The 12,777-nt window shown below is 57.9% G+C and carries 11 protein-coding genes; 7 read left to right on the top strand and 4 right to left on the bottom strand.

The window, feature by feature from the left end; genetic code table 11:
• Positions 1 to 7: 7 nt before the first annotated feature.
• The 4 genes from B5F28_RS02780 to B5F28_RS02765 all read right to left on the bottom strand — a co-directional run bounded on the left by B5F28_RS02780 (position 8) and on the right by B5F28_RS02765 (position 4,533).
• Positions 8 to 1,132: a glycoside hydrolase family 88 protein gene (locus tag B5F28_RS02780; protein ID WP_087293151.1), complete on the bottom strand. Its 1,125-nt coding sequence runs from the start codon at positions 1,130 to 1,132 to the stop codon at positions 8 to 10.
• Between the two features lie 78 nt (positions 1,133 to 1,210).
• Complete coding sequence (locus B5F28_RS02775; RefSeq protein WP_087293149.1) at positions 1,211 to 2,797, bottom strand: extracellular solute-binding protein; 1,587 nt, start codon at positions 2,795 to 2,797, stop codon at positions 1,211 to 1,213.
• 64 nt (positions 2,798 to 2,861) lie between these two features.
• Positions 2,862 to 3,755 carry a carbohydrate ABC transporter permease gene (locus B5F28_RS02770; protein ID WP_087293147.1) on the bottom strand — a complete coding sequence of 298 codons (894 nt, stop codon included), beginning with the start codon at positions 3,753 to 3,755 and terminating at the stop codon, positions 2,862 to 2,864.
• A gap of 16 nt (positions 3,756 to 3,771) precedes the next feature.
• Positions 3,772 to 4,533, bottom strand: a complete 762-nt coding sequence (locus B5F28_RS02765) for an ABC transporter permease (RefSeq protein WP_247643386.1) — start codon at positions 4,531 to 4,533, stop codon at positions 3,772 to 3,774.
• A 599-nt stretch (positions 4,534 to 5,132) separates the two neighbouring features.
• Here B5F28_RS02765 and B5F28_RS02760 point away from each other — a divergent pair.
• The 7 genes from B5F28_RS02760 to B5F28_RS02730 all read left to right on the top strand — a co-directional run bounded on the left by B5F28_RS02760 (position 5,133) and on the right by B5F28_RS02730 (position 12,775).
• Positions 5,133 to 7,325, top strand: a complete 2,193-nt coding sequence (locus tag B5F28_RS02760; protein WP_158097495.1) for an AraC family transcriptional regulator — start codon at positions 5,133 to 5,135, stop codon at positions 7,323 to 7,325.
• Between the two features lie 150 nt (positions 7,326 to 7,475).
• The gene (locus B5F28_RS02755) at positions 7,476 to 8,165 is read left to right on the top strand and encodes a response regulator transcription factor (protein ID WP_087293143.1); all 690 of its coding nucleotides are present in this window, start codon (positions 7,476 to 7,478) and stop codon (positions 8,163 to 8,165) included.
• Between the two features lie 6 nt (positions 8,166 to 8,171).
• Complete coding sequence (locus B5F28_RS02750) at positions 8,172 to 9,638, top strand: sensor histidine kinase (RefSeq protein ID WP_087293140.1); 1,467 nt, start codon at positions 8,172 to 8,174, stop codon at positions 9,636 to 9,638.
• 195 nt (positions 9,639 to 9,833) lie between these two features.
• Positions 9,834 to 10,484 carry a ribulose-phosphate 3-epimerase gene (rpe, locus tag B5F28_RS02745; protein WP_087293138.1) on the top strand — a complete coding sequence of 217 codons (651 nt, stop codon included), beginning with the start codon at positions 9,834 to 9,836 and terminating at the stop codon, positions 10,482 to 10,484.
• Between the two features lie 35 nt (positions 10,485 to 10,519).
• Positions 10,520 to 11,521 carry an RnfABCDGE type electron transport complex subunit D gene (locus tag B5F28_RS02740; protein ID WP_087293136.1) on the top strand — a complete coding sequence of 334 codons (1,002 nt, stop codon included), beginning with the start codon at positions 10,520 to 10,522 and terminating at the stop codon, positions 11,519 to 11,521.
• A complete protein-coding gene (locus tag B5F28_RS02735; protein ID WP_247643385.1) occupies positions 11,511 to 12,167 on the top strand; it encodes an Rnf-Nqr domain containing protein in 657 nt (218 codons plus the stop codon). Before B5F28_RS02740 ends, B5F28_RS02735 begins: the two co-directional genes overlap by 11 nt.
• Complete coding sequence (locus B5F28_RS02730; RefSeq protein ID WP_087293134.1) at positions 12,164 to 12,775, top strand: Rnf-Nqr domain containing protein; 612 nt, start codon at positions 12,164 to 12,166, stop codon at positions 12,773 to 12,775. The genes B5F28_RS02735 and B5F28_RS02730 overlap by 4 nt, the downstream gene beginning before the upstream one ends.
• Positions 12,776 to 12,777: the final 2 nt, after the last annotated feature.

Genomic DNA, 12,777 nt, shown 5'->3' with positions numbered 1-12,777 from the left:
ACCTCATTTAAAACAGACCGGGAAGTCCTTTCCACTTGGCAAGTGCTTCCACAAAGAAGAAGTCGCCGTAGATGATGGGTACGTTCACATGGCGGTTCGCGGGATAGCTTACCGTGCCGTACCGAATGATTCCCTGGGTGGTGTCGTCAAAGCAGGCGCAGTGATCCACCATGCTCTGCAAAAGCTCCAGAGCGCAGTTGGTGAAAAAGGCGGACTCCTCCGGGTCGTCCACCAGGCGAGCGATCTCCAGCATTCCGCTGGCGGCGCAGCAGGCGGCGGAGCTGTCCTTCACCCAGGTGTCCTTCTCTTCGGTGCAGAAGTCCCAATAGGGGACCTTGTCGTCGGGAAGGGAGGACCAGAACTTGCGGGCGACCTTCTTGGCCGCATCCAGATAACGCTGATGGCCGGTTTCGCGATAGGAGATCGCCATGCCGTAAATGGCCCATGCCTGCCCGCGGGACCAGGCCGAGTCGGCGGATTTGCCCTGCCCGCCCATGTTTTCGATCTTCTCGCCGGTTTGCGGGTCAAAGTGCACGATATGGGGAACGGTTCCGTCCGGACGCAGGAAGCTTTTCAGCACGGTGTCTGCATGTGCAACGGCAACCTGAGAAAACCGGGGGTCATTCAGTTCCTTGGAGGCCCAGTGCAGCAGGGGAATGTTCATCATGCAGTCGATGATGGCCCAGCCCTGGCTGTCTTCAAAGACCTCGTCGTTCCAGGCACGAATGAACCGCCCGTTCAGATTGAAGCGACCCATCAGATGGCTGGCGGCCTTCAGGCCCCGCACACGGGATTCCGGGCAGCCGGTCTGGCGATAATGGGCCACGGCGGTGGGCAGCCACATGAAGCCCACGTCATGGTGGATGTGCATGTATTCATCCAGAGGGCGGTCCTGCACCTGCTCCAGAGCGATGGCTGTTTCCAGCAGCTTCGGGTCAAAGGTTTCCCGGTAAGCCAGCCACAGCAGGCCGCCCCAGAAGCCGCCGGTCCAGAAATTGGGCTTTTCGCTGTTGTATTCCCCGTGGGGGCCGATTGCCACATGGGGGAAGCTGACGCCGATCACAGGGCAGTTGCGGCGGATCTTGTCCAAGGAAGCCTGGTAGGCCTGTTCCAGTGCAGCGGTATTGATCATAATGAACCTCCTAACGATTGAAAAAAGACGAGAACAAAGGCGGGGAACAGACTCCCCGCCTTTGGTTTGTTTTAAAAATCAGCTTGCCATATAGCGGTCATAGGCGGTCTGGTTGATTTCGATGGCACGCTCGATGCCCTTATCCTTCAGAGAAGCGATGAATCCGTCGTAGCTGCTTGCAAAATCCTCAGAGCCCAGAACCCACTTCTGGATCATCTCGGTCACATAGGGGGTAACGCTGGCCATGATCTTGCTGTATTCAGCATCCTCTTCGGTGGTGTATTTCAGAGCAAGCTCGCCGTTCAGCTGAGGAATGGGAGTATATACATAGCCGGCTTCCTCATACATCTTGTTGCCTTCCTTGGCGATGTCGTTGCTCCAGGCCTCTTCGTAGGCGTAATCCTGAATCATGCCGATCCGGTACTGAACGCCGTAGTTGCGCAGCTCGGAAAGGGCGGTCTTGTCGGTTTTCATGATGGCGTCGGTGTACTGGATGTTGCCGTTCTCGTCGCGGGTGTAGGTAACGCCTTCAATGCCGTAGTTGATCAGATCGTTGCCCGCATCGGTGAACCAGAAGTCGAAATACTTGATCGCTGCCACGGGGTCCTTGCACTGAGAGGAGATGCCCCAGCCGGGATTGCCGACGCGGCTGGTATGAGCGATGCGCTGGCCTTTCTGGTTTTCCACGGGAGCAATGGGCAGGAAGGAGAAGCCGGGGATGGTGTCGGCCAGCTTGTCGTTGTATTCTGCGTTGCTGCTGAACCAGTCGTTGCAGTAGCCGCCCTGGTTAGCGCCCAGCAGGATGTCGCGGGCGTTGGAGCCGCGGGTGAACCATTCCGGGTCGATCAGGTCTTCGGAGTACCACTTGATGGCATTCTCAATGGCCAGCTTGAACTCCTCCTCCATGGGGCCGAAGGTGATCTTGCCGTCGCGCACATAGAAATCCTCGTGAGCGTCCCACAGGTTCAGCACGTCGTTGAAACTCTTGGTGCCCTGGCGGCTGAAGAAGGGGATCTCGTCCTTCTGGCCGTTTCCGTTGGGGTCCTGCTCACGGAAGGCCTTCAGCACGGTGTACAGCTCATCCACGGTGTTGGGAACCTCAAGACCCAGCTTTTCCAGCCAGTCCATACGGATGAAGTCGCCCTCGGCAACGGTGATGGTCTGGAGCTTGGGAATGACGTAGATGTTTCCGTCCTCGGAGGTGGCGATTTTGCGGAATTCCTCGTTTTCCTCCAGAACCTTTTTCAGATGCGGAGCATGCTCGTCGATCAGATCGTTCAGGGGAATCAGGCCACCGTCATGGCCCAGCTTCTCCAGGTCAGACATCTGCTTGTAGCTGATGATATCCGCCAGCTTGCCGGAGGAGAGCATCAGGTTGAACGCGGTGGTCTCGTCCGAGCTGCTCTGGGAGACGCTGCTCTCCAGGGTCACGTTGGTCATCTTGGCAGCTTCCTGGAACACCTGCCACTCCGGGTTGAAGGTGATGTTGTCGAAGATGTTGAAGAAGGTGAAGGTGACGGGCTCGGAAGAGCACAGGTAGGGGCTGTCCGAGCTGGCGGATGCAGAGCCGGACCCGGCGGATCCGGAGGCGGCGGCTCCGCCGCATCCGGTAAAGGCCAGCACGGCTGCCAGCCCGATGGAAAGAACAGACAATGCTTTTTTCATGGTATCCTCCTTATAATTCGCGTGGATGTATAAAATCAGGATAAGCTTCCTGAAAGTACGTCGGTCAGCCCTTTACAGCGCCCAGCGTGGCACCGGATTTGAAGTAGCGCTGCAGATACGGGTAGGCAACCAGCATGGGGATCACTGCAAGAATGATGATGGCGTAGATGATGGTGTCGGGACTGGTGGCGGAGGAAGCGGTGACGATGGCTGCCTCCTCGGCACCGGCGACCCGGTCCACCAGCAGCTTTTTCAGCATGACCTGCAGGGGGAGCTTTTTGTCGTCGGTCAGGATATTCATGGCCCAGAAGTAGTTGTTCCAGCGGGACACCGCATAGAAGGTACCTACGGTGACCAGGGCCGGCTTGGAAAGGGGCAGATAGATGGACCAGAAAATGCGGATGTTGCTTGCGCCGTCGATGAAGGCGGCCTCCTCCAGAGAATCCGGCAGCTGTTCAAAGAAGCTGCGCAGAATAATCAGGTTGTAGGCGTTGATGGCAAAGGCCAGAAGAATGGTGATCCGCTTGTCCAGCATGTTGTAGTTGCGCAGCGTGAGGTACAGGGGGATCATGCCGGCCTGGAACCAGAGGGTGAAGGCCACAAGCAGGGTGAAAAACTTCCGGGCGATCAGGCGCTTTTTGGACAGCGCGTATGCCATGGTCGCGGTGAAGAACATGTTGAACACAACACCGAATACGGTATAGAAAATGGTGTTGCCGTAAGCGCGCCACAGGCCGGGGGTTTTGCAGGCGGCCTTGAAGCTTTCCAGCGTGAAGCCCTTGATGGTGAACATGACCTCGCCGGACTGTACGGCGAAGGGATTGCTCAGCGAGCAGATCAGGATGTAATAAATGGGATAAAGCGAAAGCACGATGATCAGCACGCAGAGGATCGTGGAAAAAATTTCGTAGGAAAGCTCGCCCTTTGTGCGGGCAATGTGATTTTTCTTGTGTTTCATTTTCGAAATTTCCTCCTTACCAAAGTGCGCTGTCGGAAACCTTTTTGCTGATCCGGTTGGAGATAACGACCAGGATCAGAGCAATCAGAGATTCGAACAAGCCGGCGGCGGTAGCCAGGCCGAAGTCCTGCTGCAGCAGACCGGTACGGTATACATAGGTGCCGATCACGTCTGCGGTCTGGTAGGTGGCGGGCTGATAAAGCAGGAGGACTGCCTCGTAGCTCACCTTTACCAGTTTGCCGATGTGCAGGATGAACATGATGACGATGGTGGGCATCAGACCGGGGATGGTGACATAACGGATCTGCTGCCATTTGGAAGCGCCGTCCACCTTTGCGGCCTCGTACAGCTGGCGGTCGATGCCCATCAGCGCGGCGATGTATACGATCGCGTTGAAGCCGGTTTCACGCCACATCATCATAAGCGTGTAGATGGGGCGGAACGCGTCGGGGTCCACCATGAAATAATGCTCTTCAAAGCCAAGGTTGCGCAGGATAACGTTCACAAGGCCGGTGCTGGGGGACAGGAAGCTGATCACCATGCCGCACACAACCACCAGAGAAATGAAATAGGGAACGAAGGTGACGGTCTGTGTGATCTTGCTCAGGGTCTTGTTCTTCATTTCCGTGAGCAGAATGGCAAGGATGATGGGCGCCGGGAAACAGAACAGAATGTTGAACAGGCTGAGCATCAGCGTGTTTTTGATGGTGCGCAGGAATACATCGTCGGAGATGAATTCGATAAAGTTCTGAAGACCGACCCATTCACTGCCGGACATGCCTTTCCACGGGTTGTAGTCCTGAAATGCAATGGCAAGGCCTCCCATCGGCACATAGGCGAACAGGATAAACCAGATCAGGCCCGGAAGAAGAAGGAGATACAGATCCCAGTCTTTTATAAAGCGTGATCTGAAACTCGCCTTGTTCAGTGGGCGCTCTGTTCCGCCGGCGGGCTTGTTTTTAGCGGCGGCAGAACGTGCGGCAACGGTTGCGGATTTCAAAAGTGAGTCACCCTTTCAAACGTGTTTTGGCTGTGAAGTTCATCGAGGAACCCCGCCTGACAGGTTTGATTATAAAGAGTGCGGATTTGAATGTAAATCTCGATGTTTTTGAACGAATTATTGAAAAAATTACATAGAAATTTCATTTTTTGGTTGTTGTGTACAACCCGGAGGGGGTGGTTTTATTTGTTATGACTGACTTTTAGGTGAAAAATATCGGGTTTTCCGAATGCCCGTATGGAAAAGTAAATATAACCGGATGGCGGGGGTCGGGGCTGTGTCGCCGGCGTGTTTGTGTCCTGGAATGTTTTTTGTTATAATGTTCGATAAATAAAAGCAGAGCATGTGCGAAAAAAAGAAAAAGGGAGAAGATGACGGTGGAAAAGCATCCATACAAGTATACCCTGAGTATGGCTTTTATTGGCGTTTTTTCAGTGGCACTGTTGCTGTTCAGCCTGATGTATTTCTTTGCTTTGACCATCAAAGAAACCGGCAATCAGAAGGATATCATCCTGGAATACACCTCCTCCAGATTCGACACGGTGAACACCGAGCTGCTCACCGTGTTCACCATGTTCTCCCATCTGCAGAATACCCCGGAGCTGCAAAAATTTGGGGAAAGCAAGAACCAGCAGGATATGTATTTCAATGCGATTGCCGCGCAAAAGCAGATTGCGGAGAGCATGCTGATCTCCGGCCGGCTGAATTATTACACGATCTCGGCGGTTTATATCAGCGAGGAAAACGATCTGGTGGTCATGCCCACGCACAGCGAGTCTCTGGAGCGGTTTGCCCAGATGATCGGAACCGAGGAGAAGGAGATCCGGCGGATCTACGACAAACTCAAAAAGCAGGCCTACGGGCATGACCTTCTGCAGGTTGGTGACCCGGCAACCTGCGGCATGATCAACTATCTTACCCTGCAAAATTATATAAATGGCGATCTACTGTTTGTGCTGTCCATCGATCAGCGGAATTTTAAAGAGACCTTCGGGGATCTGCCCTGCTCTGACTGGATGATCTGCTCGCAGGATACGGTGCTGGTGGGGAAAAACGATGATCTGCAGGTCTACCAGCAGATGAAGGAGCAGATTGAGGAGCATGATTTCACGCTGCCGTCAACGCTGGCGCCCCTGGGCTTCAAGGTGGATGGCCAGAATATCATCGGGGCGCAGTTTTCCGAGATCGGCTGGACATTTTTTGCGAGCTATCCGCCCTGGCTGTCCGGGGGAGTGGGGCAGACCTTTGTGCACCTGCTCCCGCTGATCGTGCTGATCGCGGGCAGTGTGCTGCTGGCGAAAAGGCTGTATCGCCATCTGTATGCGCCGGTGGAGGAGCTGCTGACACGGATGGGAGGCAGCCTGGAAGAGGATGTGAATGAGTTCGATTACATCTGGAAACGGACCTCGCAGATCTCGCAGAAGGCCCACCAGCTGGATGCCTCCCTGAGCCACAGCCAGCAGAAGCTGGTGGAGCAGACCATCAAAAACGCTCTGCTGGATGATAATTTCCAGGAAGAGGAGCTGGCCCTTCAGCTGGGGAATACGGTGTTCGTGGTGGCGCTGGCGGAGCAGGCGGAGGAAAACCTGGCGAGCGATGTTTTTGAGGATGCCAAAAGAGCGCTGAGAGCCCAGATGCGTCTGTCCTGCGATCAATACTATTTAAATATGGGCGATGCCGGGTTTGCGATGGTGTTCCATTGCGATGACACCAAAAAAGCGGTGCAACGGATTCAGGAGCTGTTTGCGAAAACGGGCATCTCGCTGCAGGTTCAGCTGCGAGTGGCCCTGAGCAGCCCGGCAAAAGGCCTGAAAAACCTGCACATGCTGATGGAGCAGTGCAACCATCTGATGGAATACCGGCATAATCTTCCCAACCAGATGTTCATTGCCGCGGAGGATGTTGCCAAAATCTATTATAAAGGGTATTATTACCCGTTGAAAATTGAAACAAGTTTGGTTCAGATGACCCTTTCCGGAAAAGAGGGCGCGCTGGTAATGCTGGAAGAGGTAATGCACGAAAACCTGGTAAGCAAGATCCTGTCCAACGAAAACAAAAAGAGCTTTGCCTTTGCGCTGGTATCCACGATCAACCGGATCTATCAGGAGCTGCAGCTGGAGGAGACAAACGATTATCCGCCCATCAACGAGCTGCTGGACTGCAAGGATACGGAGCAGCTGCTGCAGAAGATCCGCATGACGTTTGCCCGCATTGTGCGCAACACCTCCAGCCGTGACGCGGACCTGAAGCAGGATATGGGCAAGCATATGCTGGAGTACATCCAGCAGAATTACCGGAAGGATATCTCGCTGGACGACATGGCGGAAAACCTGAACGTTTCGCCCAAATACTGCAGTGCGCTGTTCAAAAAGCAGACCGGTCAGACCTTTAAAAAGGTGCTCAATGAGTACCGGATCGAACAGGCGAAACAGATCCTGCGGCAGAATCCGGACACCAAGGTGGGGGAGCTGGCGCTGGATGTTGGCTTCAGCAGCGCCAATACCTTTATCCAGGTGTTCAAGCAATACACGGGCACAACACCCCACCAGTTTGCGATGCGCACCGATTAAAAACAAAAGAACACCGGAGAACGCCCTCAGGGGCTGCCGGTGTTCTTTTTTTGTCCACATTTCTATTGTATAATAAATATAATAAGCTGAAAAAATCCGGGCCGCGGGGGTATCCCTGCGGCCTGATAAAAGAAAAAGGAGCGGGAGAATATGCCCAACCAGAAAATTTTGATCGTGGACGATGACCAGAACATCTGCGAGCTGCTGCGTTTGTATCTGGCCAAGGAAGGCTACGAGACCCTGATCGCACACGACGGCGAAAAGGCCCTGGAGCTGTTTGAACAGAACAAGCCCAACATGGTGCTTCTGGATGTGATGATGCCCCGGATGGACGGCTGGGAGGTCTGTCGCCGCATCCGCGCCCAGGGCAACACCCCCATCATTATGCTCACCGCCAAGGGCGAGACCTTCGACAAGGTGCTGGGCCTGGAGCTGGGCGCCGATGACTATGTGGTCAAGCCCTTTGATTCCAAAGAGGTGGTGGCCCGCATCAAGGCGGTGCTGCGCCGCTGCAATCCGGAGGAATCCGGCAAGGAGGGCGTGATCCAGTTCGAGAACCTCTCGCTGGACATGAGCCGCTACGAGCTGAAGGTGAAGGGCAAGGTGGTGGAGGCTCCCCCCAAGGAGCTGGAGCTGCTGGCCTATCTGGCCGGTCATCCCAACCGGGTGTTCACCCGGGACCAGCTGCTGGACGAGGTGTGGGGCTTCGAGTATTACGGCGACTCCCGCACCATCGATGTGCACATCAAGCGCCTGCGGGAAAAGCTGGAGGGCGCCAGCGAGCAGTGGAGCCTGAAGACCGTCTGGGGCGTGGGCTACAAGTTTGAAGCAAAGGATTGATCGCGCGTGAGAAAAAGCATCAGTTCCATGTATTTCAGCACCACCGCCATTCTGCTCATCGTGAGCACGGCGGTGATGGGCCTGATCCAGATGTATCTGGTGATGGGCTATTTTCAGGAGGACAAGCGCAGCACCCTGAACGATGTGGTGCAGGTCACCGCCATGCAGGTGCAGGAGGATTCCCCCCTGCGCCGCCTGCTGGAGGATGAGAGTGCCCGCATCAGCGTGCAGGACCAGATGAAGCTGATCGGCCGCACCAGTAGCACCAACCTGCTGCTCACCGATGCCTCCGGTCAGGTGATGCTGTATACCCAGAACGAGGCCGAGCCGCTGGTGGGCAGCTGCGTGAGCGGGGATATCCTGCGCCAGGCCCAGGAGGAGGACGGCTTCTTTGAGACCGGCACCCTGGGCGGGCTGTACGGCGGCAAATACTACACCGTGGGCCGGGTCATGCGGGACGAGTCCGGCGCGGCCAGCGGCTATGTGTTCGCCTCGGCCAGCGCGGCCAGCCTAAATGTGTTCGTGAGCGACATGTTCTCCATCTTTGTGCTCAGCGCCGGTTTGCTGCTGCTGGCGGCAAGCCTGCTGGCCATCTTTGTGACCAACCGGCTCACCACCCCGCTGCGGCGCATCAGCGAGGCCGCCCGCAAGTTCGGCAGCGGCGATTTCAGCGTGCGCGTTCCGGTGGACGGCAACGACGAGGTGGCCCAGCTGGCGGTGACCTTCAACAACATGGCCCGCAATCTGGAGACCATCGACTCCTCCCGGGCCAGCTTCATGGGCAACATCGCCCACGAGCTGCGCACCCCCATGACCAGCATCAAGGGCTTCATCGACGGCATGCTGGACGGCACCATCCCCGACGATATGCGCCAGCACTATCTGGGCCTGGTGAGCCAGGAGGTGGGAAGGCTGACTCGGCTGATCCAGAACATGCTGGACATCTCCAAGCTGGAGGCGGGCGAGTACCGGGTGAACGCCCAGAGCTACGACATCTGGGAGAGCGTCACCGGCGTGGTGTTCAGTGCCGAGCAGCGCATCCAGAACCAGAAGGTGGAGATCCAGGGCCTGGCCCCCACCCGCACGCTGGTTTACGCCGACCAGGACCTGGTGTATCAGGTGCTCTATAACATTCTGGATAACGCCCTCAAGTTCACCCCCGAGGGCGGCTACATCCGCTTCTCAGTGAAAAAGAGCGGCGGCATGGTCACGGTGTCCATCCGAAACTCCGGTCAGGGCATTGGAGCGGACGCGCTGCCCTTCGTGTTCGAGCGTTTCTATAAAGAGGACAAGAGCCGGGGCCTCAACGCCCGGGGCAGCGGCCTGGGGCTGCACATCTGCAAGATCCTGGTGGGCTTGTCCGGCGGCAAGATCTGGGCCGAGAGCGAGGAGGGCCAGTGGTGCCAGTTCAGCTTCACCCTGCCCTGCGACCCGCCCCCGGAGCAGCGGCGCAAACAGCCCGGGAAAAAGTGAAAAACACCCAGCGCGGTTTTCGGCCAATGGCCCGGAAACCGCGTTTTTGTGCAAAAAACGTGAAAAGGGTTATGGTGGTTTGCTTTTTAGCGGGAAATAGGATAAAATTATACTGTATATCTTTGCGCACGCTCTGACGTTTTACGATTTGTAGAGCGGGCCCGTTGCGCGTGATCCATAAGGAGGACCTTTCCCATGACTCAACTGAGCCCCTCGATCCTGGCGGCGGATTTCGCACGCCTGGGTGAAGAATGCCGTCAGGTGCTGGATGCCGGAGCCGACATGCTGCACTTTGATGTAATGGACGGCTGCTTTGTGCCTAACATCAGCTTCGGCGTGCCGGTGCTGCAAAGCCTGCACAAGGCCCTGCCCGATGCTTTTTACGACGTCCATCTGATGATCCGCCGCCCGCTGGACTATGTGGAGCCCTTTGTGAAGGCCGGCGCCAGCTGCATCACCTTCCACCTGGAGAGCGAGAGCGACCCGGGCGAGACCATCGACGCCATCCATGCGGCAGGCTGCAAGGCGGGCCTGTCCATCAAGCCGGGCACCCCGGCACAAGCGGTTCTGCCTTACCTGGACCGGCTGGAGCTGGTGCTGGTGATGAGCGTGGAGCCGGGCTTCGGCGGCCAGAAGTTCATGCCCAGCGCCCTGGAGAAGCTGAAGACCCTGCGCGCCGCGTGCGATGCCCGGGGCCTGTCGCCCTGGCTGGAGGTGGACGGCGGCGTGGACGCGGTGACCGGCCCTGAGTGCGTGGCCGCGGGCGCCAATCTGCTGGTGGCGGGCAGCGCGGTATTCGGCAAGGCCGACATGGCCGCTGCCGTGCGCGGGCTGAAGAGCCTGTGAGCGGCCCCAATTTTGCAACGAAGGGAGCAGAGCACTTGAAGGAACAACAACTGGCCCGCATCCGGCAGGATAAGGGCGTTCATCGAGATCTGTTTTGTATGTGCCTGCCGCTGCTGGCCATGGCCTTTGCCTTTTATGGGCTGCGGGCTGTGCTTTTGTGCGGCACGGCAGTGATCGCCGCCAACCTGAGCGACCGTCTGGTGGCCTGGCTGCGGCGCCGCCCCTATGAAAAGGGCGAGTGGAGCAGCGAGGCCTTTGCCTTCATGCTGGCACTCATTCTGCCCGCCACCGTGAGCTACTATGTGGTGATCGTGGGCGCGGTGGCGGCGGTGCTGCTGGGCAAGGAGGCCTTCGGCGGCTACGGCTGCTACGTATTCCACCCCACGGCCGTGGGCTACGCGGTGGTGGCGGTGAGCTGGCCCGAGCAGGTGTTCCGTTACCCGGAGGTCCAGCTGTTCCAGTCGCTGCCGCTGGGCAGTGTTTCCGGCGTGCAGCTGGTGGATTCCCCCCTGCATGCCTTAAAGACCGGCGGCCTGCCCACACTGGATAATACCGCCCTGTTTCTGGGCAACTATGCGGGCCCCATGGGCGTGACCGCCCTGCTGGTCATTCTGGCCTGCGCGCTGTTTCTGGCCAACCGGCGCAGCCTGCATCTGAGCGTGACGTTCAGCTTTTTGATCACCTGCGCGGTGGTGGCCTTTGTGGCCCCCCGCCTGGGCGACATCCCCGCCTTCAGCATGCCCTGGACCTATGTGGCCGACCGGTTGGCGGTGATGAAGTACGAGCTGTGCAGCGGCGGTTTGCTGTTTGCCGCGGTCTACCTGATGGCGGACCCGGTGATCTGCCCCAGCAACCGGATCTCCCGCATTCTGTACGGCGCGCTCAGCGGCTTCATGGCCATGATGTTCCGCTACTACGGCAACTACGAGACCGGCGTGTGCTTTGCCATTCTGGCAATGAACGCCATCTCCGGCTGGCTGGACCGGGCCGTGCTTCGCATCCTGCACCGAAAGGGGGTTGTGCGCCGTGAACTCTAAGAAGGCGAAATACCTGTCGGAAAACATGGAGCGCATTGCCCGGCGGGACCGGATCTTCCTGAACAACCCGGTCATCATGCAGGGCATGGGCCTTGCACCGCTGGTGGTTGCCGCCACCAACGGCATGAACGCCCTGATGCTCAGCGTGGCGGTTCTGCTGCTGCTGACCCCCACCCGGGTGGTGGCAGCCATGATCTGCCGCACCGGCCGGGGCCAGCTGCGGGCGCTGGTGTACTGCTTCACCAGCTCGATTCTGTACATCGGCGTATACTTTGCGCTGCGGGCCATGTTTGATGTGGAGATCCTGCAGCTGGGCGTTTACCTGCCCATGCTGATCGTGGAGCCGCTGATCATCAAGCGGTACGAGCGGCCCCAGCCCGAGCGGGTGATCACCGCCCTGCGCAAGGGCCTGCGCACCACTGCGGGCTATGTGCTGGTGCTGCTGCTCATTGGCTGCCTGCGGGAGCTTCTGGCCAGCGGTGCCGTGTTCGGCGTGGCCGTTCCCTGGCTGAAGTTCACCCTGCTGCCCATGGCCAGCCTGCCCGCGGGCGGATTCATTCTGCTGGGCGTGGTGTGCGCTGTCTGGCGCGGCCTGGTGCGGGCTTATAAAAAACATGTGCATACGGAGGCGAGACGAGGCGAATGATGGAAGTAGTAAAAGCCTGCAGCACCTTCTTTTTGTATGCTGTAACGGCAATTTTCGCGGAAAACGCGGTATTTGGCCGGGCGATGGGCGTGTCCCGCCTGGTGAAGCTGGTGGAGGACTCCACCGTGGACACCCTCACCTTCGGCGGCCTGCTCTGCCTGATTCAGCTGGTGGCGGCACCCCTCACCTACTGGGTGAACCTGCTGCTCACCCCGCTGAGCTGGCGCAACGCCGTGCGCCCGTTTCTGTTCATTCTGTGCAGCACGGTGGCCTTCTTTGTGGTGCTGGGCGTGCTGCTGCTGGTGCTGAAGGAAAAGGCCCGCCCCATGCTGGCGGTGCTGCCCATGGCTACCTTCAATACCGCGGTGCTGGGCGTGCTGCTCATCGCCGCCACCCAGAACTTTAACCTGTTGCAGACCATGGGCTTTGCACTGGGCAGCGGCGTGGGCTACACCGCCGCCGTGGTGGTGGTGGGCGAGGGCCAGCGCCGCATGCGGCAGGACATGGTCCCCGGCAGCTTCAAGGGTCTGCCCATTACCCTGATCTACATCGGTATCCTGGCGCTGGCCATCTACGGCTTTACCGGGCACCGGATCTCCATTGGATGACA

Source organism: Gemmiger sp. An194 (assembly GCF_002160145.1).
In the GTDB taxonomy this organism is placed as follows: domain Bacteria; phylum Bacillota; class Clostridia; order Oscillospirales; family Ruminococcaceae; genus Allofournierella.
This window is presented reverse-complemented; position numbering and strand designations above follow the sequence as displayed.